The 26,060-nt window shown below is 45.1% G+C and carries 25 protein-coding genes; 16 read left to right on the top strand and 9 right to left on the bottom strand.

Translation table 11 applies throughout. The features are described 5' to 3' along the window. Window positions 1-127: 127 nt before the first annotated feature. The 7 genes from OH463_RS14895 to OH463_RS14865 all read left to right on the top strand — a co-directional run bounded on the left by OH463_RS14895 (window position 128) and on the right by OH463_RS14865 (window position 6,194). The gene (locus OH463_RS14895; RefSeq protein WP_005444882.1) at window positions 128-1,459 is read left to right on the top strand and encodes a paraquat-inducible protein A; all 1,332 of its coding nucleotides are present in this window, start codon (window positions 128-130) and stop codon (window positions 1,457-1,459) included. Further along, the gene (gene pqiB, locus OH463_RS14890; RefSeq protein ID WP_009702050.1) at window positions 1,452-3,098 is read left to right on the top strand and encodes an intermembrane transport protein PqiB; all 1,647 of its coding nucleotides are present in this window, start codon (window positions 1,452-1,454) and stop codon (window positions 3,096-3,098) included. The genes OH463_RS14895 and pqiB overlap by 8 nt, the downstream gene beginning before the upstream one ends. Next, the gene (locus OH463_RS14885) at window positions 3,098-3,667 is read left to right on the top strand and encodes a PqiC family protein (protein ID WP_017817865.1); all 570 of its coding nucleotides are present in this window, start codon (window positions 3,098-3,100) and stop codon (window positions 3,665-3,667) included. The genes pqiB and OH463_RS14885 overlap by 1 nt, the downstream gene beginning before the upstream one ends. A gap of 221 nt (window positions 3,668-3,888) precedes the next feature. After that, window positions 3,889-4,668 carry a hypothetical protein gene (locus OH463_RS14880; protein WP_005444876.1) on the top strand — a complete coding sequence of 260 codons (780 nt, stop codon included), beginning with the start codon at window positions 3,889-3,891 and terminating at the stop codon, window positions 4,666-4,668. An 84-nt stretch (window positions 4,669-4,752) separates the two neighbouring features. Next, window positions 4,753-5,235: an SRPBCC domain-containing protein gene (locus OH463_RS14875; protein ID WP_009698463.1), complete on the top strand. Its 483-nt coding sequence runs from the start codon at window positions 4,753-4,755 to the stop codon at window positions 5,233-5,235. Window positions 5,236-5,394: 159 nt separating this feature from the next. Then, window positions 5,395-5,634 (top strand): hypothetical protein, encoded by a 240-nt coding sequence (locus tag OH463_RS14870; protein WP_005444872.1) that lies wholly within the window; start codon window positions 5,395-5,397, stop codon window positions 5,632-5,634. Between the two features lie 107 nt (window positions 5,635-5,741). Beyond that, on the top strand, window positions 5,742-6,194 hold the full coding sequence (locus OH463_RS14865; RefSeq protein WP_050935842.1) for a hypothetical protein: 453 nt from the start codon (window positions 5,742-5,744) through the stop codon (window positions 6,192-6,194). Window positions 6,195-6,282: 88 nt separating this feature from the next. Here OH463_RS14865 and OH463_RS14860 read toward each other — a convergent pair whose 3' ends face one another. Further along, entirely contained in the window at window positions 6,283-6,645 is a 363-nt protein-coding gene (locus OH463_RS14860; RefSeq protein WP_223295770.1) for an HMA2 domain-containing protein, read from the bottom strand. Window positions 6,646-6,785: 140 nt separating this feature from the next. Between OH463_RS14860 and OH463_RS14855 the strand changes: the two genes are divergently transcribed. From OH463_RS14855 to OH463_RS14835, 5 genes are read left to right on the top strand one after another with little or no spacing between them, the layout of a single operon-like run. After that, the gene (locus OH463_RS14855) at window positions 6,786-7,118 is read left to right on the top strand and encodes an HMA2 domain-containing protein (protein WP_005444868.1); all 333 of its coding nucleotides are present in this window, start codon (window positions 6,786-6,788) and stop codon (window positions 7,116-7,118) included. Beyond that, window positions 7,115-7,882 carry a YtxH domain-containing protein gene (locus OH463_RS14850; protein ID WP_050924006.1) on the top strand — a complete coding sequence of 256 codons (768 nt, stop codon included), beginning with the start codon at window positions 7,115-7,117 and terminating at the stop codon, window positions 7,880-7,882. The genes OH463_RS14855 and OH463_RS14850 overlap by 4 nt, the downstream gene beginning before the upstream one ends. After that, window positions 7,875-8,180 (top strand): hypothetical protein, encoded by a 306-nt coding sequence (locus tag OH463_RS14845; RefSeq protein ID WP_005444866.1) that lies wholly within the window; start codon window positions 7,875-7,877, stop codon window positions 8,178-8,180. Before OH463_RS14850 ends, OH463_RS14845 begins: the two co-directional genes overlap by 8 nt. Beyond that, entirely contained in the window at window positions 8,170-8,490 is a 321-nt protein-coding gene (locus tag OH463_RS14840; protein WP_005444865.1) for a hypothetical protein, read from the top strand. The genes OH463_RS14845 and OH463_RS14840 overlap by 11 nt, the downstream gene beginning before the upstream one ends. Further along, window positions 8,487-10,547 carry a heavy metal translocating P-type ATPase gene (locus tag OH463_RS14835; protein ID WP_050935838.1) on the top strand — a complete coding sequence of 687 codons (2,061 nt, stop codon included), beginning with the start codon at window positions 8,487-8,489 and terminating at the stop codon, window positions 10,545-10,547. Before OH463_RS14840 ends, OH463_RS14835 begins: the two co-directional genes overlap by 4 nt. A gap of 90 nt (window positions 10,548-10,637) precedes the next feature. Here the strand turns inward: OH463_RS14835 and OH463_RS14830 are convergent, their stop codons facing one another. The 8 genes from OH463_RS14830 to sohB all read right to left on the bottom strand — a co-directional run bounded on the left by OH463_RS14830 (window position 10,638) and on the right by sohB (window position 19,555). Then, entirely contained in the window at window positions 10,638-12,485 is a 1,848-nt protein-coding gene (locus OH463_RS14830) for an extracellular solute-binding protein (protein WP_005444862.1), read from the bottom strand. Window positions 12,486-12,908: 423 nt separating this feature from the next. Further along, window positions 12,909-13,610, bottom strand: a complete 702-nt coding sequence (gene pyrF / locus OH463_RS14825) for an orotidine-5'-phosphate decarboxylase (RefSeq protein WP_005444860.1) — start codon at window positions 13,608-13,610, stop codon at window positions 12,909-12,911. A gap of 83 nt (window positions 13,611-13,693) precedes the next feature. Beyond that, a complete protein-coding gene (gene lapB, locus OH463_RS14820; protein WP_005444858.1) occupies window positions 13,694-14,869 on the bottom strand; it encodes a lipopolysaccharide assembly protein LapB in 1,176 nt (391 codons plus the stop codon). Between the two features lie 18 nt (window positions 14,870-14,887). Further along, window positions 14,888-15,181, bottom strand: a complete 294-nt coding sequence (locus OH463_RS14815; RefSeq protein WP_005444857.1) for a lipopolysaccharide assembly protein LapA domain-containing protein — start codon at window positions 15,179-15,181, stop codon at window positions 14,888-14,890. Window positions 15,182-15,321: 140 nt separating this feature from the next. Continuing rightward, a complete protein-coding gene (gene ihfB / locus OH463_RS14810) occupies window positions 15,322-15,606 on the bottom strand; it encodes an integration host factor subunit beta (RefSeq protein ID WP_005444856.1) in 285 nt (94 codons plus the stop codon). 213 nt (window positions 15,607-15,819) lie between these two features. Next, complete coding sequence (rpsA, locus tag OH463_RS14805; RefSeq protein ID WP_005444855.1) at window positions 15,820-17,490, bottom strand: 30S ribosomal protein S1; 1,671 nt, start codon at window positions 17,488-17,490, stop codon at window positions 15,820-15,822. Window positions 17,491-17,600: 110 nt separating this feature from the next. Further along, a complete protein-coding gene (cmk, locus tag OH463_RS14800; RefSeq protein ID WP_010449241.1) occupies window positions 17,601-18,281 on the bottom strand; it encodes a (d)CMP kinase in 681 nt (226 codons plus the stop codon). 212 nt (window positions 18,282-18,493) lie between these two features. Beyond that, on the bottom strand, window positions 18,494-19,555 hold the full coding sequence (sohB, locus tag OH463_RS14795; protein WP_005444853.1) for a protease SohB: 1,062 nt from the start codon (window positions 19,553-19,555) through the stop codon (window positions 18,494-18,496). A gap of 278 nt (window positions 19,556-19,833) precedes the next feature. Between sohB and OH463_RS14790 the strand changes: the two genes are divergently transcribed. The 4 genes from OH463_RS14790 to OH463_RS14775 all read left to right on the top strand — a co-directional run bounded on the left by OH463_RS14790 (window position 19,834) and on the right by OH463_RS14775 (window position 25,914). Continuing rightward, entirely contained in the window at window positions 19,834-20,580 is a 747-nt protein-coding gene (locus OH463_RS14790; protein WP_005444850.1) for a YciK family oxidoreductase, read from the top strand. 131 nt (window positions 20,581-20,711) lie between these two features. Further along, window positions 20,712-21,404: a translesion DNA synthesis-associated protein ImuA gene (gene imuA / locus OH463_RS14785; RefSeq protein ID WP_269991532.1), complete on the top strand. Its 693-nt coding sequence runs from the start codon at window positions 20,712-20,714 to the stop codon at window positions 21,402-21,404. Window positions 21,405-21,408: 4 nt separating this feature from the next. Then, a complete protein-coding gene (locus OH463_RS14780; RefSeq protein WP_069687373.1) occupies window positions 21,409-22,812 on the top strand; it encodes a Y-family DNA polymerase in 1,404 nt (467 codons plus the stop codon). Between the two features lie 27 nt (window positions 22,813-22,839). Beyond that, window positions 22,840-25,914 (top strand): error-prone DNA polymerase, encoded by a 3,075-nt coding sequence (locus OH463_RS14775; RefSeq protein WP_269991531.1) that lies wholly within the window; start codon window positions 22,840-22,842, stop codon window positions 25,912-25,914. Window positions 25,915-26,060 lie beyond the last annotated feature (146 nt).

Raw genomic sequence — 26,060 nt, 5'->3', positions numbered from 1 at the left:
AACAACCAGTCTCTAAGGCTGGTTTTGCATTAAACAGGTAAGAAACGTGTAAACAATCCCGCAAAAACAAGCGCATAACGTGAAAAAGGGTTATTCTTAGTTATTAAAAGTACGAAATAATTAATGAATGAGCACCCAACCTAATTCACGTCAATTGATCTCCTGCGAAGAGTGCGGCTTGGTCGTTCGTATTCCTGATATCGAACAAGGTCAAAAAGCACAGTGTCCTCGCTGTGAGCATTCGCTAACTAAAATCAACGCGAAACCGTATCAAAGCGTTCTTGCTGTCTCGGTCGCTTGTTTGATCATGCTAGTTTTGAGTGTCTCTTTCCCATTCATGTCGTTCAGCGTTCAAGGTTTATCTCAAGAAATCACTCTAATGCACGCAGCGAAGATGCTAGCGGAATTTCATAATGCGCTCCTTGGCGCTTTATTACTTGCGACCGTTGTCATCCTTCCCGCGATCTACGTCGGTTTGATTCTTTTCCTTCATCTTGAAGCCTTGAAGTCGCTCAAGCATCCATTGAGTAAAAAACAAATTCGCATGGCGAAGACTCTGTGTCGAATTCTGTTTAGAGTCGAACCTTGGTTGATGGTCGATGTCTTTTTAATTGGCGTATTAGTGAGCCTAATTAAGATTGCTTCGCTGGCTGAGATAGGCATGGGCAGTTCATTCTGGGCATTCTGTGTATACACAGTTTTGGTGGTGAAGTGTATTTCTATGGTAGATAAGAGCTGGCTATGGGGGCATTTCATCCCATCTATCGAACTACCAAATGTGAAAGAAGGTGACACGCACCATGACAATAATCACATTGGTTGCCACACGTGCCATCAGCTTAACCCTATCGAAGATACTAAACATCAAAAGTGCCTTCGTTGCCATAGCCCAGTTCATAAATACAATCCTGCGAATAACTTACAGAAAGCATGGGCACTGTTGTTTGCCTCTATCATCTTTTACATTCCAGCCAACCTTTATCCAATGATGTATACCGTTAGCCTTGGTCATTCCGAAGGTTCAACCATCATGGAGGGTGTGGTGCTGCTGTGGCAACTAGGCTCCTACCCAATCGCTGCCGTTATTTTCTTTGCTAGTGTCTTTATTCCTATGGCAAAAATGCTCGCCTTAGCATGGCTTTATTACAACGCGCAGAAAGCTCAATACTTGCCACCAGAGGAAAGTATCTCGCGTTTAAAAGTGTACCGAATGACCGAGTTTATTGGGCGCTGGTCAATGATTGATATTTTTGTGGTCGCGATTTTGGTTGCGTTAGTACAACTGCAAAACCTAATGGCGATCTACCCTGGTCCTGCTGCCCTTTCATTTGCGGCAGTGGTCATTTTCACCATGCTCTCTGCCATGATTTTTGACTCGCGTTTGTTATGGCAATTACCACAAAACGAAGCGCAGAAGCCAATGACGAATAACTTAACTGAGAAAGCTAAATATGAGTGATGAGAACAAAGCAACCGCTCAAATAAAACCGCAAAAGCAGGTCTCTGCAATTTGGATCATCCCGATCCTTGCACTGGCGATGGGAGCGTGGATGTTGTTTCAATACATCAACAGTACTGGTCCCGAGATCACTCTGAAGCTACCAACAGCAGAAGGCATTGAAGTTGGCAAGACCGAAATCAAGGCACTCAATGTAAAAGTGGGAGTGATCACAGATGTTAAGCTCAGCAAAGATTACGACCACATTATTGCCACGGCACAAATGAACAAAGATGCCGATCGTATGCTGCGTGAAGATTCGATGTTTTGGGTCGTCAAACCGCGTATTGGTCGGGAAGGAGTTTCTGGTTTAGAAACGCTACTTTCCGGTGCCTATATCCAGCTGCAACCAGGCAACTCCAAAGTTGAAAAGGAACACTTTAACGTACTTGACGTTCCACCCGTTGCCTCCCCTGATGCAGAGGGTCTACGCATTGTCTTGACCCACCGCGAAGCAGGCAAACTCGGCGTTGGCGATCCGGTGATTTACAAAGGCTTCACCGTTGGGCGTGTAGAAACCACTAGCTTTGACGTGGATACTCGCCGAGCACTGTACCAACTGTTTATCTTCAAACCATACGACAGCCTTGTGCGCACTAAGACTCATTTTTGGCTAAGTTCAGGTGTTGACTTACAACTGAACGCCGAAGGTTTTGAGGTGAAGTTTGGCTCTCTTGAAAGCTTAATCACTGGAGGGGTTGTCTTTGATACCTTACCTGGCTTAGGAGCGGGAGATGAAGTCAAAGAGGATATGACGCACTTCCGTTTATTCGATGACGTTAAGCAAGTGCGTGAAGGCATGTACGACGACTACATCCAGTTTGTCATGATGTTTGAAGAATCAGTACGTGGTCTTAAACGTAAAGCACCCGTGGAATATCGCGGTCTACGTATCGGTACTGTAATGAAAGTGCCAATGCGTATGCCAACGCCAGACGAAGATTTCTCTGCGAAAAAAATTCCTGTCTTAGTTCGTATTGAACTTGGACGCGTGTACAACGACTTGCCTGCCGACAAGCTACCTCTTTTCAAACAGAAACTGAAAGAAGAGTTTGCTAAAGGGCTTCGTGGAACACTAAAAACCGGCAACCTGCTGACTGGCGCATTGTACATTGATACCGATTTTTATCCTGATGAAGACCCATACGTCCCAAGCGAGTTTGAAGGCTTAGACGTATTCCCGACCAAACAAGGTGGGTTCGCTCAAGTACAACGCCAAGTAAATGACTTCCTGACCAAAATTAATAGCTTACCGATGGAAGAGACGCTTCAATCATTAAATAAAACCCTGAAAACATCAGAGCGCACTCTCGCTTCTGCTGAGCGCGTTGCAAGCAGTGTCGACAAATTGCTTAACCAAGACGATACCAAAGCCATTCCACAAGACATTCGCAAGAGCTTAGAACAGTTGCAGAAAACCTTGGATGGTTATGGTCCGAATTCCACTATGTATAGTGAGATGGAGTCCACATTGAAAGAGTTGGAGCAGGTAATGACGGAGTTCAAGCCCGTTCTTAAGCAACTAAATGAAAAACCAAACTCATTGGTCTTTGGTGAAGATGAAGTGAATGATCCAATTCCTGTTAGAGGGCAAAAATAATGAAACGCGGACTTTTATTGATTTCTGCCCTATTGGCAGGTTGTAGCAGTGCACCAGAAAACACCGGGGCATTGTATGTATTGCCTGAAGCAAGCTCAGCGAAAATCAGTGACACCATGATTACACAACGTCCACAGCTTGTTGTTCGTCCAGCTCAACTAGCAAGCTATCTTGCTGACAGTGGCATTGTGTACCGAACATCTGAGACTAAAATCATTCAAGCAAAACACAACCAGTGGGCGCACAGTATCTCTGAGCAAATTACTCAACGCATGATTGATGATCTACGTGCTAAGCAAAGCCAATACTGGCCGGTAGAAGTGAACAACTTACTCGACCAAAGTGACCAAAGTAAACTTCAGTTATCGCTGAGTAAGTTTAATGGTAGCTATGAAGGAAACGCAGAAATTGAAGGCGAATGGCTTATCATTGATGCGAATGGCAAAGTGAAAAACAGTGCACCTGTAACAATCAAACTGCCTTTACAAGACGAAGGTTATGATGCGCTTGTTGATGCGCTTTCCGCTGGGTTGAATAACCTTACTGATCAAATCGCTGCTCAACTATAAAACTCTCTCGCCCACTCCAATTGAGGAGTGGGCGTTTTCTTCCTCAAATCTCTAATCGCCCTCTTCTCTCAACATCATCCAGAGAAAACACTATTAAGCCATATCTAGCGATACTGTGAGTGAAATAAAGCGTTTCCGTTAGTCGTCGTTTTTGAATTACCCCACTCCATGCCCTACGCTAATCTTTATGCAACTCATTTAATTAAAATATGGACGTTGATATGGTTAAGAAAATCCTGCCGGTTCTTTCTCTGCTCTCTTCTTATCTGATAACACCTTTTGCAATGGCAGACGATACATACTCGTCACCAAGCCATTGGCAGCATAGTGTTGAAATCTACATGCAGGCTCTGAATATTAATGGCGATTCCACAATGGGGAATTTCTCAACTGACCTTGACGTAGATCCTAAGTTCATCATGGATCATCTTGATATTGGTGCGATGGCAAGGCTTGAAGGAGTGTACAAAAATAAATGGGGTTATTACCTCGATTACAGCTTCATGGATCTAAATGGCAGTGCGAATAATCTATCTGGCATTTTACCTAATGTTACTTATCGTGCAGATCTGGACGTCAGACAAGGCGTACTTGAAGCAAAAGTGTTCCAACGAGAAATCCATTCATTTGGCATGATTGATTACATGTTTGGCTTACGTTGGTGGGATAACGACATCAAAGGTAAAGTCTACCGTAACGATAACCGCATTCTCGTAGACAGATTAAACATCAAAGAGGACTGGGTTGATTTCTTAGTGGGCGTGCGTTGGTTAAACAATCTCACTAAAGACTGGCGTTTTCATGCAAGCTTAGACGCTGGTCTTGGAGCAGATACGAACTTTACTTATGCGACACAAATAGGCTTGCGTTATCACATGAACGATTGGTCGGACATTAACCTGGCTTACAAATCGACTTGGGTGGACTATGTCAATAAAGGAACCTTCGAATACGATACTGCCTCTCATGGTTTTCTTATTGGTCTTGGACTATATTTTTAGTCCCCTCAACATAAGATGCTGCAGCACGCTAACGCAGGATCTTCTAAGCTAGTAATAACCTTCTCACTTAGGCAAAGCTTAATGATGAATAAATCGGAAGTTATCTGGCCAGATTATTACCACCCTAAACATTCTCATATACACGTACGCAGCCAAATCGAGATCCCTGAACCACCAGAAGTTGTTTGGCAACATCTGGTTCGTGCTCCTGAGTGGCCGGCATGGCGTCACTCTAAAACCATGGTTCAGATCTTAAGTGGCGATAGCACGTTATGCAAAAACACCATGTTTCGTTGGAAAACATCTTGGGTTGATTTTCACTGCACAGTAGTCGAATACACCTTGAATCAACGCTTGGCATGGAAAGGCAAAAAAGGAGGTGTTGATATGTACCACGCTTGGGTTTTAGAGCCGACAAAAACAGGTTGCTGTATTACAACGGAAAGTACCCAACGCGGTGGAATGACCTGGCTTACAAAATACTTTGCACCAAAACAGCTAAGAAAGTACCACCTAAAATGGTTAGAAGAGTTGTGCCGCCAATCTCACGGCAATTGCGAGAAATAATGAAAATATACACTCTACTTGCTACTTAATATGCTCAATAAATGCGCTCAGCCTGATCTCAATCATGTTTGAAGCACGTCGCTTAAGATACCCTTAGCGAAAACTATAAATCCCCAATCCTATGACCTAATGGTCAATAGATAAGGCGCTTGAGCAGCAATGTCGATTAACATTTCAGATCTAACCACCGCATTAAGCAAGGTGGAGCACATACATAAAGTCCAATTGGAAAATGTGCATCAATTCTTTAAGTCTAACGAAACTTTCTCAGTACAAGCCTTTAGCCAAATTGTGGCAACGGACTCTATTGATGAACGTTTTAAAGCTATCGACAAAGAATTTGCTTTGTTGGGCGATGCTAAAACTTACCTACTAGAGGCTTCTTACTTAGTTGCTTAGAAACCAAGCCAGCTAAAGTAAAAAATTGCGCTTGCAAACCTTAAATGAGATTTATTTTTAATCGCATTACTGTTAAATTATCGGCAGTTATCGTATGAGGTTTTGCAATGAACGCGAAGAAAGCGCTAAAAAAATTGAAGAAGAAAACCGTAAAAAAAATGGCTTCTTCTTCACATAAACAGCTTAGTGCTTTAAAGAACAACGCATTAGGCAGCCGTGCCACATCAAAATCTCACACTTTCTCTTCACAAAGTGAACTCGTTAATGAGCTGAAAGGCGTCGCAAACCAAGCTGTAATGAGTGCAGCATATGAGCTCGCCGCGCCTCTCAATCCACTGTTATCTTGGTTTAACGATGCTGGCGGTGTCGTTGATTTCACCACTGCGCCTAAAAAACCCTCAGTACCGTTATCAAAACAGTCAGCGAACGATTCAACACCTGCATTTTCAGTTAAATCAGTCGGTCATTTGCCCTTGAAATCACCACCTTGCAAGCGTTGCCCAGCTCTCTCGAATGGCATTTGTAAGTGCGCAGCGAAGAAGTTTAAGCTTAGTGCTTAACGTCACAAGTAAAGCGATAGCCAAACGTACTTGATCAAAAAAGCCCGACTTGATGCCGGGCTTTTTAATGTTCTTTTTTCTCAACCGCTTATGCCAAATTCATGATAACTCGGCTGACTGATGGACCAACGATACGAGTCAATGCGACCCCTGTTAATCCTTTCACTAGACTCTTTGTTCCGCTCACCATTGCTTTCTCAACAAAAGAAGGCTTTTCACTGCTTTGCGTCCAATGATGACTTTCTAGAATTTCCATCAAACTGTCACAATCTAGCTCACGACTATCGAAGCTGATCGCTACAGATCCTGCATATTTCTTATGCTTTACTTCACGTACAGCATCAATCCCTTCCAACTGACAAATCAATTCTTCGACTTCTTTGGGGTGATCTTTAATATAGTCAGAACGAACCCTAAGCCTATGATTTGTCTTGTGAATGTAAGTATTCATGCTAGCGCCAATCCAAATGATAACCATTACTGTTTTCAACAGTAGCATTGAAATTGATTAAGCGCAAAGCATTTGTAATTAGTTCGTCACATGATCCTTTTTCTCAATGAATCTGACCTCGCTTACCGTATAATTTTTTTATGAAACAGTACGTCGACCAGGCCTTAAAACTAAGAAAGTGGGTATCGATTGGCCACCATATCCCGGGAAGAGTAAGACTCAAATACAAGCTCGGCATCGTAGCGCATCTTGCCAGTTTCCGAAGTGACGACATCGAGAAAGCCATTTCTTCAATTCCGGCATTCAAAAACTATAAGTTGAATAATGCGACGGGCAGTATCGTCATTGAATACGACCCAACAACAGTCAACCCCAAAGCAATTGACGCGTTGTTTTCGGAATCAAAAGAGGTTGCTGAACGAGCATGCTACGCGATAGCAGAGCAACTAGACTTAGATGGAGAACGTTCATGAGTGACTCATTGAACAACGCAAATCCATACGAAGCCTACTTCAAGGCCATGATGGAAATGCAAAAGGAAATGGCGAATGCTTACATGGCAAGCATGCAAAACGGTGAAATGCCACCAATGATGATGCCTCATCAAATGGGTATGATGCCGCATTTCCCACATCCTGCATTTTGTCATCCTCACCAAATGCCGCCGGGCATGGGCGCACAATTCCATCCGGGAATGATGCCACCGCCCCCACACTGGCCGCATGCGGGGATGATGCAACACCCACAGCAACCTCAACAACCACCTCAAACCTCTGAAACACCAGAAAGCGATCCATTATTCGAGCAAGCTCAGGCGATGCTAGAAGGCGCTCTCGGTGAAGAAGCAGGCATGTTTAAAGAGATATTAGGAACTTTCGGTATGAACGATAAAGAGTTTTGGAAAGGCGCTATGGTAGGCGCTGCAGCAGCACTTCTATTAAGCAATGAAAATGTGCGCGGCAAACTAATGGGCTTGGTATCAGGTGCTGGCGACATGCTGAAATCTGGTGGTTCAAGCGTAAAAGAAGGCGCCGTAAACACTGCAAGTGCAGTGAAAGAGAACATGTCGACAGGAAGTGAAATCTTTAAAGAGACTTATGCTGCGGGTAAACAAGGCTTCCAAGAATCGGTAGAGCGTCACAAAGCAGAACCTGCAATCAAAGAAGTTGCCGAAAAAGCACCTAGTGAAGAAAACGAAGGTGAAAACGGTCAACCAGTTATCAAAGAACATGAGTAATTCAGCCAATAAACTCAGTTCTGCCAATCGTGCCATGTTAGTCGGTGCTATCGCAGGTGGCAGCGCGACGATTGCCAGCCAGTGGAAAGAGCATAAAGCGGGCAATATCGACACTAATGAAATGGCTACCAGCGCCGCAAAATCTGCACTTAAGACTGCAGCAATCGCTGGTGCGACAACGTATGTGGCAGAAAAAATGGCCGGTCGCCCTGCACTCTCTATGCTGACAATTCTCAGCGTAGGTGCAGCGGGTCTTTACTTAATGGATCAAGTTTCGGAATCTAAAGATGAACAATAACAACCCATACTACGGTTACCCTTACTACGGCTACCCACAGCAACAAAACCAAGCAGTGGACCCACAACAGCAGGCTGCAGAGCAACCATATAAAAAGCAAAACACAAAAACGCATTTTATGATGGGTATGGCAGCCGGGGCAGCAGTTGCTTACCTATTGACAAACAAAAAGTTTCAGCAAGGTGTTACGACTACTGGTGAGAAAGCTTGGTCCGCAGTCCGTGGTGAAGTAGAAGAGCTTAAAGAACGCTTAGAAGACACACAAGCAGAGCTGGAATACTACCGTAACCTATACAAAGGCGAAGAATGATCTCGATTCAGGTAAAGCATCACTTTCCCGGTCGGATCCGCTTTAAAGCATCAGCATTAAGGCATCACAAAGATGTCGGCACTTGGATTGAAACCAGTTTAATGGCAATCCAAGGCATCAGTGCTGTGCGGGTCAATGAGTCAGCTCAATCTGTTGTCGTCGAATATGACACACAACTGCTACAAGCAAAAACGGTTGAAGAACGTCTAAGCCAACTTGATTTAGCAGAAGCCACTCAAGAAGAAGCAGAACACAAGTTTACGCGTGGCGACATTGCCATGAACGTGATTGGCACTATCGCGGCGGCTTTACTGCCCAACAAATGGGGAGCACTATCAACCGCAACATTGATTGCTCCAACCTTATTTGAAGGGGTCAGCGATCTCAAAGACAAGAACATTTCTGTTGAAGTCTTAGATGCAATTGCTGTTGGTTTATCGGCTTGGCGCGGTGATTACCGTACTGCGATGATGACGCAAAGCTTAATCAGTCTTGGCGAATACATGGAGCAAAAGACCAGTCGCAACAGTGATCAACTACTGGCTGATTTGATGCGTCCTCAGGAATCGATTGTTTGGCGCGTAGACGGAACACAACGCACACAAGTGAACTCAACGGAGCTTGACGTTGGTGATGTCATTGAGCTGGCTCCTGGTGTGTCTATTCCTGTTGATGGCACTATCATCAAAGGGGCAGCACTGATTAACCAATCCTCTTTGACTGGTGAAAATGTACCAGTTCGTCGTGAGGAAAGTGCTGTCGTGTACTCTGGAACTAGCGTGCACGAAGGTACAATTCAAGTTCGCGTCGACAAGGTCGGTAGCGAAGCGACCACCGCAAAAATTGCCAAACTGATTTATGACTCGCTGAGTGAAAAGAGCGAAATTCAGCAGGTTACACAAGACATGGCAAACCGCCGCGTGAAAATTACCTTGGGTATCGGAGCCGCAGTCTTTGCGCTAACTCAGGATATTAACCGCGTCGCGTCTGTATTCCTTGTAGATTACTCCTGTGCGCTAAAACTCAGTACGCCAGTAACCTTCAAATCCATCATGTACCGTGCGGCACAACAAGGGATCTTGTTCAAAGGCGGCAGCGCAATTGAAAAATTGGTAAAAATAGACACCTGTGTGTTTGATAAAACGGGCACGCTCACTCATGGTGATATGCAGGTAACGGATGTGATTCCATTATGCGATTCCAACACGGCTCGTGATTTACTCGCTATTGCAGCGTCTGTCGAAGAACACAGCAACCACCCACTTTCTCAGGCTGTGGTAAACGCGGCAAAACACAATCAACTACCACACATCGAGCACGGTGAAGTGGAATACGTGATTGCCCATGGTCTCAAGAGCACCATGAATGATCATGAGTTGATAATGGGCAGTCGCCACTTCTTAGAAGTGCATGAGAGTGTTGACTTCACACCATTTGAAGATGTGATCAAGAAGTATGAAGCGCAAGGTCGTCACCTTATCTTCATCTCACATCAAAATGTGTTGATCGGCATGATTGGCTTACGCGATCACTTGCGTGAAGATGCATTAGACACGCTAAATGCACTGCACCAGTTTGGTGTCAAAGAGCTGATCATGATTACTGGTGACAGCCAATTCAAAGCCAGCATTCTTGCTGATGAACTGAAACTAGATCGAGTCTTCGCTGAAGCAGTCCCTTCAGAGAAATCAACTATCGTTGAAGCGCTTCAGGCTGAAGGACGCACTGTCATGTTTGTTGGTGACGGCGTAAATGATGCGCCGGCTTTAACCGCAGCTGATGTCGGTGTCGCAATGGGTCGAGGTACTGAACTTGCCCGCCAAGTTGCCGATGTCGTGCTTCTTCGTGATCAGCTATACGGACTGGCAGAAGCGCGTGAGCTTGCCAATATCGCCATGCATGTGATCAACTCTAACATCAAGATCGCAGAATACGTGAATAGCGGAATCATGCTTGCAGCTGCGTTAGGTTGGCTCAACCCAACGATGAGTGCTCTACTCCATAACGGCACAACATTGTCTATCCTTGGTCGCTCTGCAGCACTTAGACATGGATAAATGCACGCTTTAAGAAAAGACTCCTGAAAGCGATGAGAAAAGCCCCGACTCAATCGAGTATCGGGGCTTTTTATTATCTAAGGGAGAGCATTAGTTTGATGAAAGCTTGTAACGATCATCAATGACTGTCACTTCTGGGAACACTTTGCCACTCTTCATCGCTTTCTCTGTTTCTTTCTTCACAGACTTATCAATCCAGAAGTTACCAATATCCATTGGATGGAACATGCTCTCGGTGGATTTGGTCATTGCATCCTTTGGTGTAATCAGCCAGCGCCAATGTGCAACACGAGTATAAGGTACCATGTAACCTGGGACGATCACGTTTGCATCACCAACATACTTCTGGATCTGACGTGACAAGTCATAACGCTTTTGTTGTTCAAACTCGTTGTCATACGCTTCAATTAACTTATCTAGCTCAGGGCTACTGTAGTTCGTATGTGCATTCGTTTGCGGCTTGTTCGCATTCGCTGAGTGGAAGTATTCCCAATATGCTGGGATTTCACCTGAGCCCATATTTAGGAATGCCAGTTGGTGCTTTTTCTCTAGGATGTATTTAAACGCAGAGGAGCCATCAACAAGGTTAAGGGTAAACTCAAGGCCCGCTAATTTCGCTTGTTCTTTTAGATAAGCAATTCTAGGAGTATGAGAATTGTAACCGTAAGTAATCGCAAAACTTAGGCGCTCGCCTTTGTCATTAACACGAATACCATCCGCCCCTATTTTATCGAAACCCGCTTTCTCGAAATGCTTAACCGCTTCTGCTGGATCAAATTTTGGTGGTGTATTGTTTGGATCATCATACTCACCATGACCAAAGCCTAAACCGTGTGGCTTACGTGAATAGTCACCACGCATGATGTTTTCAATCATGCCATCGTAGTCTGTTGCAGCCATGATGCCTTTACGTACTTCTATATTGCCTAGCATCGGCATTGCTGTGTTCATCCACAGACCACCTGCACCTTGAGGTGATTGGTTGAAGCCCCAATACTTTTGGATATAACCCTTGGTGTAGCCATCGCTGTTTGTTTTGTCGTGCCAAAGGTTAGGTAGCACCATATCAAAGTAATCAAGCTTGCCTTTTTCGAAGTGCTTCATCGCGATGTCTTGGTCACGAATTACAGTGATACGTACTTTGTCTACGTTGTAACGGTTTTTGTAATAACGGTTGTTATAGCCCCACCAATCTTCACCAACGTGCTTAAAGGTAACACTCTTACCCTTTTTGATCTTATCAAGGTAGTAAGGGGCGGCGGTCGGTTCTGCCTTGAAGTTGAACTTGCGGACGAAGTTATCTGGCATACCGTCTTTGTTTTCGTCCTTTTCACCCTCAAAGAAGTGTTCTGGACGAGGTTGGAAGCCGTTACTTGGCATATTGATCAAAACCATGAGAGAGTCGTGGCTTTGCGCAACAGAAAGATTAACACGAATTGTGTATTCATCAATCTTCTCTACGCTCACAATACTGTTTTTAAAGAAGTCGTTGTACCAAGGATCGATGATGTCTTCTGAAGTGTAATACTTCATCATAAATACGTAGTCGTCTGCGGTGATCTTCTCACCATCTGACCATTTAGCGGTTTCATCCAGCTTAAAGTAAACTGTTTTATTATCTTCACCGAACGCCCACTCTTTGGCTAATTGTGGGATCCATTTACCGGTGTTTGGATGGCGCTGTGCCAATTTAGGTGCGCCATCCATAAAGTAGTGACGTAGACCTGAGTTAGCATCAGGACCAACGCTACGAAGAGTCTGTGGAAAGCTCATCATATATGTGCGCAGAGTGCCGCCTCGTACAGCTTCATCAGAAGCGAAAAGAGGCTCGTTATTATTCGAAATCCATTCGATGTCAGCAGGTAGCTCCGCAGCATTTAACTGAAAGCTGCTCGCCACTAACATTGCCAATGCCGAGAATGGCAGAGTTTTTATCATTGTTTTCTTCCTTGTCGTGTTTGCGCAGTAAGACCAGAAGAACGACAACAAGTGAATCTCGAAGCGACTGTGTTTAATACACAGTAAAGGAAATAATGGGAGCGAATACAAAGTGAAGTCCTGTTCACTTCCGTATAAATATCAGAGAGTTTCACTAGGTCATCCTGACCTTACAACGCAGTGAATGCATCCACTCCATAGTATTCGTTACACATTTGTAACGCAACCCATCCATAACACATGGTTGCACTTTCCGAGTATCACAGCGGTTTATGTTAGCAAAGTGTGAACCTAGCAGTGCCATTAGCCATACAGTCAAGGCAAAACGATATCAATTACAGCTACCTCTATTTTTTCAGTGCAGCAAAAACAAAAAAGGCGAAGCGTTCCCACTTCACCTTTTTCGTTCGGTTCAAATCAACATTACATATTTGCTAAGCTATCGTTGATTGACTTAAGGACCGATGCAGGATCCACAGCCTGAGTAATCGGACGACCAATTACAAGGTAGTCAGACCCCGCTTGGATTGCATCTACTGGCGTCATGATGCGGCGTTGATCACCTTGCTCAGAGCCTGCTGGGCGGATACCTGGAGTGATTAGCTTAAATTCTTTTCCAAGTTCATTTTTAAGTAGAGATGACTCTTGCGCAGAGCACACTACGCCATCAAGACCAGCGTTCTTTGTCAGAGTTGCTAGGCGAATAACCTGCTCTTGAGGAGCGACGTTCAGACCGATTCCAGCAAGATCGCTCTGCTCCATGCTTGTTAACACTGTCACACCAATAAGTAGCGGGCGGTCTTTACCGTAAGGTTCAAGAATTTCACGCGATGCTGTCATCATGCGCTCGCCACCACTTGCGTGTACGTTCACCATCCATACGCCCAGTTCAGCTGCTGCGCGAACCGCTTTTGAACACGTATTCGGGATATCGTGAAACTTCAGATCTAGGAATACAGAGAAACCGCGTTTATGAAGCTCACGTACGAAATCAGGACCAAATAGCGTAAACATTTCTTTGCCTACTTTAAGGCGACATGACGCAGGATCAATTCTGTCTACAAACGCAAGCGCATCAGCTTGGTTATCATAATCCAGTGCGACAATAACTTTTTGGTCGATCATTTCATCTCCTAACTGTTTTTGGTTCTTATTAAATAAAGGTCAAAAAAATGCAGCGGACAGAAACTCTGCCAGCTGCATTAAAATTATTCACCGTCCAATCCTCGGATTGGCTTGATCGTCCCCCACCCTTTACACGATGGACAGTGCCAGTAAAGGGAATGAGTGGAGAAACCACATTTCCTGCATCGGTAGTGCGGTTTAACTTTTAATTGCTCACCAACCATCGCTTGTAGTGTAGAAAGGCTGTCTTTTGCACGACCATCTTCTGCTTCTGCAATATGGTAGTCAATAAGGCGGTAGAAGCCCTTCATAGTTGGGTTTTTCAATAGTTGTTTGGTTAGTAGTTCTTGTGCGGCTCCCACACTCTCATGGTGCGCAACTAACTGTGCCAACATCAATTCAGACGATACACCGGCTTTCTTATCGATACATGCTCGTAAAAATTCCACCAGCTCATCTTCTTGACCAAGGTGGTGATAACACTCAGCAATTGTTGGCAGTACATCACTAATAAAGTCTTTATCTTGCTCAAGCACGCCAGTCAGGTATTTGATGGTGTGTTTGTAGTCTTCTGATTCCAAGTACACGCGACCAAGAGCAATACTCGCACGGACACATTTAGGATCTTCTGAAAGTGCTTTCTTGAAATGTTGAATGGCTTTATTGGTATTGCCATCCGCTTGGTCAAGCATCGCCAGCTCACACCAGAAGTGCGCAATGTTAGCGCGAATACGAGTGCGTTTTTTGCCCATTTTCGCTAACTGGTTTGCGTAGTGAATCGCTTTTTCCCACTCACGGGTTTGTTGGTAAATAGTCACCAACTGTTGAAGGGCACTTTCACGATGGTCTGGCTCATCAACTAGCTGCTCAAAGATCTTCTCGGCACGGTCTAAAAAGCCGGAGGCCATGTAGTCTTTCGCCAGTTGCTGGAGAGCAAGGTTTTTCTGATCCAGAGTCAGACCAGAACGGGAAATCAGGTTCTGGTGGATACGAATTGCACGGTCGACTTCACCACGAGAACGGAAAAGATTACCTAACGCTAGGTGTGTATCTATCGTTTCGTTATCAACTTGGAGCAATTCAATAAAGTGGTCAACCGCCTTATCTGACTGATCAGATAAAAGCAGGTTAAGACCCGTCACGTACTGACGGGATATCTGATGAGATTGCTTCTGCTTGTCTTGCTGAGCACTGCGATGCCCCATGTACCAGCCATAGGCGGCAGCTATCGGCAATAACAAGAAGAGTAGTTCAAGCATTAAAGTTAAGCCTTATCCTTATGCCTGTTTTGCTACTGCTGGTTTAGCAGGTTTCTCTGCTTCAGCGGGCTCATACTTTTTAAGTTTCTTTTTCAGACGACGAACCTGAAGTTGAGTCTTGAATTGGATGCTAGCAAAGATAACCCATGCCAGAGCAAAGCCAACCACAAAGACCACACCTAGTAGCGTTGATAAGTGGAATTCACCCTTCGCTAAAAGGTAATTGAAAGTCACGATCTCTTGGTTTTGAGAACCTAAAGCCAGTGCAATTAAAAAGAGAGCTAAAACAGCAACGATTTTTATAATTTTCATGTTACATCACCCTTCGAGGAGTAAGTAGGTAAGATTATGCAGTAAAATGTTTCTTCAGACCATGTATATTACCAATAATCTAGTTATAAAAAAGCGGCATACACGAGAGTATGCCGCTTTTTCAAACTAATAAGAGAGCCTTAGCCAACCATATTTACACGTTCACGAAGCTCTTTACCAGGTTTGAAGTGAGGAACGTATTTACCTTCCAACTCCACTTTATCGCCCGTTTTAGGGTTACGACCTACGCGAGGCTCGCGGTAATGAAGAGAAAAACTACCAAAGCCACGGATCTCGATACGGTCACCGCTCTCTAGTGTAGAAGCCATGTGCTCTAAAATATCTTTTACAGCATCTTCTACCTCTTTCGCTGATAAATGTGTTTGCTCAGCGCAGAGTCTTTCAATCAGTTCAGACTTAGTCATAGTTGCCCTCTTTGAGTATCTTTATCACTCATTATAGTAAGTAATACTAATTCCAACAAACACTTGCTATCAATTCTAGACAAATTTTACACAAAATGCGCAATCAAAAAATGTCTTTTTTTAGCATAGTTTATCAACATTAGTATTACTACTCGCAAAGTAGCAAGCATAAAAAAGGAGCCTTGCGGCTCCTTTTTAGCTTAAGCGAGTAAATTATTCGCCTTTAGCAGCTTTGAAAGCGTCAGCCATTGCATTACCAAAAGCAGCTTCGTCTTGCTTGTTGATAGATGCCATTGCTTCTTGCTCTTCAGCTTCATCTTTAGCTTTGATAGATAGGTTGATTACGCGGTTCTTACGGTCAACACCTGTGAACTTCGCTTCAACAACATCACCAGCGCTTAGGATTAGAGAAGCATCTTCTACGCGATCGCGAGATACTTCAGAAGCACGGATGTAGCCTTCAACGCCTTCTGCGATTTCAACTGTAGCGCCTTTAGCGTCAACAGCAGTTACAGTAGCGTTAACTAGAACACCTTTCTTGTTGTCAGCAACGTAAGCATTGAATGGGTCGTTTTCCATTTGCTTGATGCCTAGAGAGATGCGCTCACGCTCAGCGTCTACTGCTAGAACAACTGCAGAGATCTCGTCGCCTTTCTTGTACTCACGTACAGCTTCTTCGCCAGCAACATTCCAAGAAATGTCAGATAGGTGAACTAGACCGTCGATGCCGCCTTCTAGACCGATGAAGATACCGAAGTCAGTGATAGACTTGATCTTACCAGTAACTTTGTCGCCTTTAGCTTGTGCTTCAGCGAATGACTGCCATGGGTTAGCTTTACACTGTTTCAGACCTAGAGAGATACGACGACGTTCTTCGTCGATTTCAAGAACCATAACCTCAACTTCGTCGCCAACATTAACAACTTTAGAAGGGTGGATGTTCTTGTTAGTCCAATCCATTTCAGAAACGTGTACTAGACCTTCAACGCCTTCTTCGATTTCAACGAAGCAGCCGTAGTCAGTTAGGTTAGTTACGCGACCAGTTAGTTTGTGACCTTCTGGGTAACGCTTAGCGATTGCTACCCATGGATCTTCGCCTAGTTGCTTAAGACCTAGTGATACGCGAGTACGCTCACGGTCGAACTTAAGAACTTTAACTTGGATCTCGTCACCAACGTTAACGATTTCAGATGGGTGCTTAACACGCTTCCAAGCCATATCAGTGATATGTAGAAGACCGTCAACGCCACCTAGGTCAACGAACGCACCGTAGTCAGTAAGGTTCTTAACGATACCTTTAACTTCAGAACCTTCTTGTAGAGTTTCTAGAAGCTCGTCACGTTCAACGCTGTTCTCAGATTCGATAACTGCACGACGTGAAACAACTACGTTGTTACGTTTTTGGTCAAGTTTGATAACTTTGAACTCTAGCTCTTTGTTTTCTAGGTGAGCAGTGTCGCGGATTGGACGTACGTCTACTAGAGAGCCAGGAAGGAAAGCACGGATACCGTTTAGTTCAACAGTGAAACCGCCTTTAACTTTACCGTTGATGATACCAACAACAGTTTCAGCTTCTTCGTAAGCTTTCTCAAGAACGATCCAAGCTTCGTGACGCTTAGCTTTCTCACGAGAAAGTTGAGTTTCACCGAAACCATCTTCAACAGCGTCTAGAGCTACGTCTACTTCAGCGCCAACTTCAACTTCAAGTTCGCCAGCAGCGTTCTTGAACTGTTCAGCAGGGATAGCAGATTCAGACTTAAGACCAGCGTCAACAAGAACGAAACCGTTCTCGATAGCTACTACAGTACCTTTAACGATGCTGCCTTGTTGGAATTCTGTTTCGTTTAGAAACTCTTCAAAGAGTTGAGCAAAAGATTCAGTCATTTATTTAATCTTCAATAAATTAAACGTCCACGGGTATCCTACCGCATGGGGTTATTAAATTCGCCAATCATCATCCTTGCGACCGACGCTCTTAGCCTAGCCGAGCGTAATTACTCAGCTAGCTTCGATTCGATATATTGTAGTGCCTTTTCTACCACTTCGTCGATAGTCATCGACGTAGAATCTAGCACAAGCGCATCCTCTGCAGGGCGTAGTGGCGCCACTGGGCGGTTACGATCTCGATCGTCACGCTCTTGGATCTCGCTCAAAAGGTCAGCAAATCTAACATCTAACCCTTTATCTTGCAACTGTTTAAGGCGTCGATTTGCTCGCTCTTCTGCGCTCGCATCAAGGAAAATTTTCGCTTGTGCACCCGTGAATACAACCGTACCCATGTCACGACCATCAGCAACAAGACCCGGAGCAGTCTCAAATGCACGCTGACGACGCAATAATGCTTCACGAACGCGTGGCAAAGCTGCCACTTTAGACGCCGCCATCCCAGTTTCTTCTTTACGAAGTTCACCAGAGACGTCTTCGCCTTCTAGAATCACTTTTACTAGGTCACCTTCAGCAACAAACTGCACGTCTAGATGAGTAGCAAGTGGAACAAGCGCATCTTCTGACTCAGTGTCTACGCCGTGGTGAATCGCTGCGAGTGCAAGTACACGATAAATTGCGCCAGAATCAAGAAGATGAAAGCCCAACTTCTTCGCCAGCAACATACATAAAGTGCCTTTACCTGCACCACTAGGTCCATCTACGGTAACAACCGGAGTTTGAGAGGACATGTTCTTCTCCACCTATAATTTCTTTTTCAGCAATTTGCTCGGTTTTCGAGGCGCGTATTATACGGGTAATTGCCTTTTGGAGCGAGTAAAAATGTCGTGTAAAGCATTACACCCAACGCGCACTTGGATTCATGCTATTGAGAAAAGTTCCAATAAAAAACGGCGAGAATTTTCACTCTCGCCGTTTTAAGTTTCACTCGTTATCTTATCGATTAGACAATCGGTTTTTGACCACGCTCTGCAAGTTTAAGCACGACACTGTCTGCCACTTTACCTGCAACACCAGCGAGCTTGTCTGCCAGTTTCTTCTTCTGCACGTAATGCACTGCTAGTACGGTTTTCTCCTTGCATGCAGCGACAACCAGATCGTCGGAAGTGCTGATTTCATCCACCAGCCCTAGCTCTTTCGCTTGCGTACCAAACCAGTGCTCACCCGTTGCCACTTTTTCAAGCTCTAGATCTGGGCGACGCTCACGGATGAAGTCTTTAAATAGTACGTGTGTTTCTTCAAGTTCTTGCTTGAACTTATCGCGCGCTTTGTCAGTGTTCTCACCAAACATAGTCAGTGTGCGTTTGTACTCACCAGCCGTTAGCTGCTCGTACTCGATATCGTGCTTTTTCAACAGTTTGTTGAAGTTAGGGATCTGTGCGATAACACCGATAGAACCCACAATCGCAAACGGAGCTGAGACAATCTTGTCTGCCACACACGCCATCATGTAACCGCCACTTGCTGCAACTTTGTCGACAGAAATCGTCAGAGGCAGACCCGCTGCTTTGATTCGGTCAAGTTGAGAAGATGCCAAGCCATAACCATGAACCATGCCACCGCCAGACTCTAGACGCAGCAAAACCTCATCGCCTTCACGAGCGACAGCTAATACTGCAGTGATCTCTTCACGTAGCGAGCCTACTTCTTTTGCATCAATGCTGCCGTTGAAGTCCAACACGAACAGATGCGGTTCGCGCTTGCTATCGAGAGAACCTTCTTTGCTCGCTTGTTTGATTTCTTTCTCGCGAGATTTGTTCTTCTCTTTCTCTTCTTTCTTGACTGCTTTATCACGAGCTTTGATGAAAGCGTCATCGTGCAGGTGATGCTCCAACTGCTCTACCGCATCTTTATGACGTTCAGAAAGGTTGGTAACTTCCAATTCGCCTTTTGCTGCACCCGACTTACCACTCGCTGATTTTGCGATAATCAACAGCACAATTACTGCTGCAACAACGGTAACAATCTTAGCCAAAAACAGACCGTAATCTAATAAAAATTCCAATGAGAGTTCCTCTATCTCATACCAGTGATAGCCATCAATATGTTACGTAGAAAAATCAGAGAGAAGGCAAGAAAATCAGCAACCTCTTGTTCTGATTGATAGCGTTCAAATAACATACCGGACAACCGTTCTGGAATTGGTATAACACATGAATTGGTGTATTGTAACCAACTTGTCACGATTACCAAGATTTTCCATTGAGAAACAGGCGCATTTCTACACAAACGAACATGAAGCCTGTACGTCGGAACTAGATACAATAATAAGGATTAACTACCGTGAACTACTCCGTTTCAGCAGATGCCCTAAAAGGTAAAGTCATTCTTGTCACTGGCGCAGGCAATGGTATCGGTCGCCAAGCCGCCCTTTCTTACGCTCAGCACGGTGCGACTGTGATTCTACTGGGTCGAAACGTTCAAAACCTTGAATCCATTTACGATGAAATCGAGTCTGCGGGCTACCCTCAACCAGCGATCATCCCACTCGATCTAAAAGGTGCAACAAAGCAACACTACATCGACATGGCAGAAACCATCGAAGGTCAATTTGGTCGTTTGGATGGTCTATTGCACAACGCCGGTGTTCTCAGCACGCTGTGTCCGTTTGAGCAAATCAATGAAGAAGACTTCGACGACATCATGCAGATCAACGTGAAAGCGGAAGTACTGATGACTCAGGCGCTACTACCGATCATGCGTAAATCAGAAGCGGGTCGTATTGTCTTTACCTCTTCAACCGTTGGTCACTCTGGTCGTGCTTTCTGGGGTCCATACGCTATTTCTAAGTTTGCTGTAGAAGGTATGATGCAAGTCTTGGCTGATGAGTTGAGTGATACACCAATACGTGTGAATGCAATTAACCCTGGTGCAACTCGTACTCGTATGCGTGAAAAAGCCTACCCAGGTGAAGATGCAAACACGTTAAAAACACCGCTGGACATCATGCCGCTTTACCTTCACTTGATGGACCCAGCAGTCACTGATGTAAACGGTCAGTGCATCGACGCTCAACCAAAGCGTAAATAACCCACTTAGGTTACCTCACATAATTGATTGAAAAGGCAGCAAATGCTGCCTTTTTTCGTATTTCTGCCTATAAAAATCTTGCGACTTTCCATCACAGAAATATACTGTATATATATACAGGTATTTTATTTATGCAAGACATCATCCAACACTTAAAAAGCCAGCATCTTGTTTGGCAAGCAAATCTAACCAAAGCTGACGATCATCAGTTCCTTAATAGTTCTGGTTTTCCGGAGCTAGATGCTCTGCTTGGTGGCGGCTTTCCTCCTCACGGTGTGGTGGAAATGGAATCCATAGGCAGCATTGGCGAGCTGCGTTTGCTTGCGCCTTACTTAAAAGCATCCCTTTCGACAGGAGTCACGGCATTCATTCAGCCACCAGCATTGATGAATTCATTGTTCCTACACGGCATTGGGCTAGACATCAACCAGGTGTGGGTGGTCACGCCTGAACATCAGCGCGATGCATTATGGGCAGCGGAGCAGTGCCTCAAGAGCGGTGTTTGTACCAACATTTTGCTATGGCAAGATGAACTAGAGATCCACCAAGTAAAACGTCTGCAAGTGGCGAGCGAGCAAGGATCTTGCCCTCTGTTTATGCTCAAACCTAATATGACAAACCGCTTGTCTTTACCTGTTTCGTTGAGTCTGAAATTGCAAGGTCATGGACAAGGCGTTAGCGTGGAAGTTCTCAAACGAAAAGGCGGTTGGAGCAAAGGTAGTGTCGACATCAATTTCCAACACCACTACCCACAATTGGTGATGCCAACCACGACTCACATTCCATCAACTGTGGTCAATTTCCCATTGGCGAATCAAGGTTAGTGGTATGGCTTTGTGGATTTATTTGCACTTCCCTCGCCTGCAGCTAGACGCACTCTTTGGCGATAACCAAGAGCAACCCGTGGTGATTGTAGAAAGCCAACGTTGTCGGATCATTCAATACAACGAGATTGCCGAGCAACAAGGCATTAAACCAAATATGGGCTTGGGTAGTGCGGCTTCTTTGTGCCGAGATTTGCAAGTGCACCCTTATCATCCGCAAACCGAATTGAGCAAGTTACAAGAAATTGCGCAATGGCTGTATTTGATCACATCTGACGTCGTATTGATGCCAAACCAAGGTATTTTACTGCGCGCAACTCCAATGCTTAATCTGTATGAAGGGCTCCAAAACTATTGGAATAAAGTCAGAGCTCACTTATCGGAGCTGAAACTGAGTTTTCAATTCGGATGTGGCTTTTCGCCTTTTTCTGCCAAATTGATGGCATTAGCAGGGACGAACGTCATCAACGAAGACAAATCTGCCATACAACAAGCCTTATCGCCACTACCGTTAACACTGACAGATTTATCAAGCGCTACTGTAGAGAAGTTACAACGTGTAGGCGTCACCACACTGCAAGGCTTACTTGAACTGCCACTACAAGACATTGCACGCCGATTCGATATTGATTTGGTGAACTACGTTGGCCGACTGACTGGACAGTTTAAGCACCCTGTCGACTTTTATCACCCTACCGAATCCTTCCAAGTTTATTTAGAACTGCTGTTTGAGATTGAAAACGTCCAATGGATTGAAAAGCCACTAGCTAAGTTGCTTCGTCAGCTCGAAACCTTTCTCAAGCTGCGTGATAAAGTCGCGTTTGAACTCTGTTTAACCCTCCACCAGCGAGACAAGCAAGCACAGCACCTTCCGCTCACATCCGCACAAGGTGATTACTTGTGCCAACGTTGGCAACAGCTCGCGAGTTTGAGTTTGGAATCCATCACGTTAAACGGCCCTGTTATCGGTCTGACGTTAAAAGTAGAACGCCAAGGTGAGCCTTTAAGTTCTGCACGCGATTTTTTTGCTGGGCAAAAAGGGCAAATGAACGCATTAGAGCTGCTCTCTTTACTGCAAGCTAAATTGGGCAAAAGCGCAATACTCAAACCCAATATTGCCTGCGATCCAAGACCAGAGAAAGCCAGCCAATATCGCCCAGCCGATGAGCCAGATGTCTCAATTAACACCGTTCCTGCTCTACTGCGCCCCGCGATGCAATTGCCCGCACCTATCGCGCTACAAGAGCAAATATCTCTAGTACATGGACCTGAGCGTATTGTCTCTGGATGGTGGGATGGTGATGAGATCATGCGTGATTATTACATTGCGCACACCAAGCAAGGTCGCTGGTTATGGGTATTTCGCGATCAGCACAAACATTGGTTTCTCCATGGCTATTTTTGTTAAATCGACAGTTATTTTTATTAGATCGTTATGAGTTACGCAGAACTGTTTTGTCAGTCCAACTTCTCCTTTCTCACTGGCGCTTCTCATGCAGAAGAATTAGTGTTGCAGGCGGCGTTTTATCGCTATCAAGCCATTGCAATCACCGATGAGTGCTCCGTCGCGGGCATTGTGAAAGCCCATACGACCATCGAGCAGCATAAACTCGACATCAAGCAAATTGTCGGCAGCATGTTTTGGCTCAATGATGAGTGCCAAGTGGTGCTGCTTTGTCCTTGTCGTAAAGCTTATGCAGAGCTGTGCCGGATCATCACTAATGCAAGGCGACGTAGCGAGAAAGGCAGTTATCAATTGTCTGAATGGGACTTGATGTCGATTCGTCACTGTTTAGTACTGTGGCTCCCTACTCATCAAGAAAGCGACCATTATTGGGGGCGTTGGCTCCAACAACACCACGCTCATCGATTATGGGTCGCGATTCAACGTCATTTAGACAGCGACGATAATGCCTACACCACACACTGTGAGTTACTGGCAAGCGAGTTCGAATTACCAATTACCGCTTGTGGTGGCGTCTTAATGCATGCGGTTGAGCGCTTACCATTGCAACATGTCTTAACCGCCGTAAAAGATAGTTGTAGCGTCGACAAGCTTGGCTTTGGTCGTTTATCCAATGCCGAGCGAGCACTGCGTCCATTGAACAAATTGTCTCGAATTTACAAATCCGAATGGCTAGCAGAAAGCACTCATATTGCGAGCTTGTGCGCATTCAAGCTTTCAGAGCTGAAATACGAATACCCAACAGAACTGATTCCGGACGGTTACACTCCTACTACTTATCTACGTATGTTGGTCGAGCGTGGTAAAAAGCGACGTTTTCCTGAGGGCGTACCCTCAGACATTCATCAAACCATTGAGAATGAATTAACACTCATTGAAGAGCTGCAATATCACTATTACTTTCTCACCATTCACGACATTGTGATGTTTGCTAAACAACAAGGCATTCTCTATCAAGGGCGAGGTTCCGCAGCGAACTCGGTGGTGTGCTACTGCTTAGAAATCACTGCCGTCGATCCTAGGCAAATCTCGGTCCTGTTCGAACGCTTTATTAGCCGAGAAAGAAAAGAGCCGCCAGACATTGATGTCGACTTTGAACACGAGCGCCGTGAAGAAGTCATTCAATATATTTACAAAAAGTACGGGCGCGAGCGTGCCGCTCTGGCAGCCACCGTTATCAGCTATCGCTTTAAAAGTGCCGTGCGTGAAGTAGGCAAAGCGTTGGGGATTGAAGAGACTCAATTGGATTTCTTCATCAAAAACGTTAATCGACGTGATCGCAGCCAAGGTTGGCAAGCGCAAATCATCGAATTAGGATTGCAGCCAGAGTCGTTAAAAGGTCAGCAGTTTATCCAGTTGGTGAACGAGATCATTGGCTTTCCGCGCCATTTATCCCAACACGTTGGCGGCTTTGTGATTTCTTCTGGCCCTTTGTACGAACTGGTGCCTGTTGAGAACGCTTCGATGGAAGATCGCACCATTATTCAATGGGATAAAGATGATTTAGAAAGTTTAAAACTACTGAAAGTCGACGTCCTCGCGCTCGGTATGTTAAACGCGATCCGTAAATGCTTTCAATTGGTCGAGAAACACCATCAGCGATCACTGTCGATTGCCGAGATCACGCGATTGCAAGACGATCCGTACGTGTATCGTATGATCCAAAAAGCCGATACCGTTGGTGTGTTCCAAATTGAGTCTCGCGCGCAAATGAGCATGCTGCCGCGTTTAAAACCCGCGCGTTACTATGACTTGGTGGTGCAAATTGCCATTGTTCGCCCGGGTCCAATTCAAGGTGATATGGTGCATCCGTTTTTAAAACGACGAAATGGTGAAGAGCCAATCAGCTATCCATCAGAAGAAGTGAAAAGCGTACTAGAGCGCACTATGGGCGTGCCGATTTTCCAAGAACAAGTAATCAAACTGGCGATGGTAGCGGCAGGATTTAGTGGTGGTGAAGCCGATCAATTACGCCGTGCAATGGCGGCATGGAAGAAGAACGGCGATCTTGCCAAGTTCAAACCTAAGCTGATCGACGGAATGCGTGAGCGAGGCTATGACTTGGAATTTGCTGAGCGCATCTTCGACCAAATCTGCGGCTTTGGTGAGTATGGTTTCCCGGAAAGTCACTCGGCCTCTTTTGCTGTGCTAGCTTACTGCTCTGCATGGTTGAAATATTACTACCCTGCTGAGTTCTATACTGCCCTACTCAATAGCCAACCGATGGGCTTTTATAGCCCTTCACAATTGATTCAAGATGCGCGCCGACACGGTGTTGAAGTGCTGCCTGTTTGCATCAATCATTCCTCCTATCAGCACCATTTGGTCAAACGTCCGAATGGTCGCCTTGGTGTGCAACTGGGTTTTCGCTTAGTAAAGGGCTTTAATCAGGAAAGCGCCTGTCGGCTAGTTGAACGACGACCAAGCTCCGGCTATCGCGCTATCCAAGAGGTGAAGCAAATCTTAAGAAACCGCCGCGATATTGAGTTACTCGCTTCTGCTAATGCGTTTCAAATCCTTTCAGGTAATCGCTATAACGCTCGCTGGGCAGCGATGGATTCACTATCAGACTTACCTTTATTCCATCACATGGAAGAGCCAATAGTAAGTCACCAGGCTCAGCCTTCTGAATACGAGAACTTAGTTGAAGATTATGCCAGTACCGGACTATCACTAAGTCGCCATCCGATTACGTTGCTGGAAGAAGCTGGTAAGTTACCGCGTTTTACTCGGATGAAGCAGTTAGTCGAAAAAGAGCATAAATCTTTAGTGACGGTTGTCGGTGTTGTCACAGGCAGACAATCTCCCGGCACCGCTGCTGGCGTGACCTTTTTCACTTTGGAAGACGATACAGGCAACATCAATGTGGTGGTATGGCGAGCAACAGCACGCGCCCAAAAGCAAGCTTATCTCACTTCAAAGGTGTTGATGGTCAAAGGAATTTTAGAGCGTGAAGGCGAAGTCACGCACGTGATCGCAGGTAAGCTCATCGATTGCACGCACAATCTTGCTGAGCTGAAAAGTAAATCACGCGACTTCCATTAAGCAATCATGTTTTAGAGGTAGGAAAAGGCATTGCACCGAAAAAGTAAAGGGAGGTCAAGCCTCCCTTTTTGATTCTGCTGAATTAATCTTCAGTCATCGTTTCCGTACGCTTAGTCTTGTATTTCCTATACAGTAACAAGGATAAA

This window comes from Vibrio sp. NFR, assembly GCF_027587095.1.
Classification (GTDB): Bacteria; Pseudomonadota; Gammaproteobacteria; order Enterobacterales; family Vibrionaceae; genus Vibrio; species Vibrio harveyi.
Note: the sequence above shows the minus strand (reverse complement) of the source record. Positions and strands in the feature narration are given on the sequence as shown.

Excerpts from the sequence above, each read along its gene's own strand:
- OH463_RS14895 (WP_005444882.1), top strand. The coding sequence starts at position 128 with ATGAGCACCCAACCTAATTCACGTCAATTGATCTCCTGCGAAGAGTGC.
- pqiB (WP_009702050.1), top strand. The coding sequence starts at position 1,452 with ATGAGTGATGAGAACAAAGCAACCGCTCAAATAAAACCGCAAAAGCAG.
- OH463_RS14885 (WP_017817865.1), top strand. The coding sequence starts at position 3,098 with ATGAAACGCGGACTTTTATTGATTTCTGCCCTATTGGCAGGTTGTAGC.
- OH463_RS14880 (WP_005444876.1), top strand. The coding sequence starts at position 3,889 with ATGGTTAAGAAAATCCTGCCGGTTCTTTCTCTGCTCTCTTCTTATCTG.
- OH463_RS14875 (WP_009698463.1), top strand. The coding sequence starts at position 4,753 with ATGAATAAATCGGAAGTTATCTGGCCAGATTATTACCACCCTAAACAT.
- OH463_RS14870 (WP_005444872.1), top strand. The coding sequence starts at position 5,395 with ATGTCGATTAACATTTCAGATCTAACCACCGCATTAAGCAAGGTGGAG.
- OH463_RS14865 (WP_050935842.1), top strand. The coding sequence starts at position 5,742 with ATGAACGCGAAGAAAGCGCTAAAAAAATTGAAGAAGAAAACCGTAAAA.
- OH463_RS14860 (WP_223295770.1), bottom strand. The coding sequence starts at position 6,645 with ATGAATACTTACATTCACAAGACAAATCATAGGCTTAGGGTTCGTTCT.
- OH463_RS14855 (WP_005444868.1), top strand. The coding sequence starts at position 6,786 with ATGAAACAGTACGTCGACCAGGCCTTAAAACTAAGAAAGTGGGTATCG.
- OH463_RS14850 (WP_050924006.1), top strand. The coding sequence starts at position 7,115 with ATGAGTGACTCATTGAACAACGCAAATCCATACGAAGCCTACTTCAAG.
- OH463_RS14845 (WP_005444866.1), top strand. The coding sequence starts at position 7,875 with ATGAGTAATTCAGCCAATAAACTCAGTTCTGCCAATCGTGCCATGTTA.
- OH463_RS14840 (WP_005444865.1), top strand. The coding sequence starts at position 8,170 with ATGAACAATAACAACCCATACTACGGTTACCCTTACTACGGCTACCCA.
- OH463_RS14835 (WP_050935838.1), top strand. The coding sequence starts at position 8,487 with ATGATCTCGATTCAGGTAAAGCATCACTTTCCCGGTCGGATCCGCTTT.
- OH463_RS14830 (WP_005444862.1), bottom strand. The coding sequence starts at position 12,485 with ATGATAAAAACTCTGCCATTCTCGGCATTGGCAATGTTAGTGGCGAGC.
- pyrF (WP_005444860.1), bottom strand. The coding sequence starts at position 13,610 with ATGATCGACCAAAAAGTTATTGTCGCACTGGATTATGATAACCAAGCT.
- lapB (WP_005444858.1), bottom strand. The coding sequence starts at position 14,869 with ATGCTTGAACTACTCTTCTTGTTATTGCCGATAGCTGCCGCCTATGGC.
- OH463_RS14815 (WP_005444857.1), bottom strand. The coding sequence starts at position 15,181 with ATGAAAATTATAAAAATCGTTGCTGTTTTAGCTCTCTTTTTAATTGCA.
- ihfB (WP_005444856.1), bottom strand. The coding sequence starts at position 15,606 with ATGACTAAGTCTGAACTGATTGAAAGACTCTGCGCTGAGCAAACACAT.
- rpsA (WP_005444855.1), bottom strand. The coding sequence starts at position 17,490 with ATGACTGAATCTTTTGCTCAACTCTTTGAAGAGTTTCTAAACGAAACA.
- cmk (WP_010449241.1), bottom strand. The coding sequence starts at position 18,281 with ATGTCCTCTCAAACTCCGGTTGTTACCGTAGATGGACCTAGTGGTGCA.
- imuA (WP_269991532.1), top strand. The coding sequence starts at position 20,712 with ATGCAAGACATCATCCAACACTTAAAAAGCCAGCATCTTGTTTGGCAA.
- OH463_RS14780 (WP_069687373.1), top strand. The coding sequence starts at position 21,409 with ATGGCTTTGTGGATTTATTTGCACTTCCCTCGCCTGCAGCTAGACGCA.
- OH463_RS14775 (WP_269991531.1), top strand. The coding sequence starts at position 22,840 with ATGAGTTACGCAGAACTGTTTTGTCAGTCCAACTTCTCCTTTCTCACT.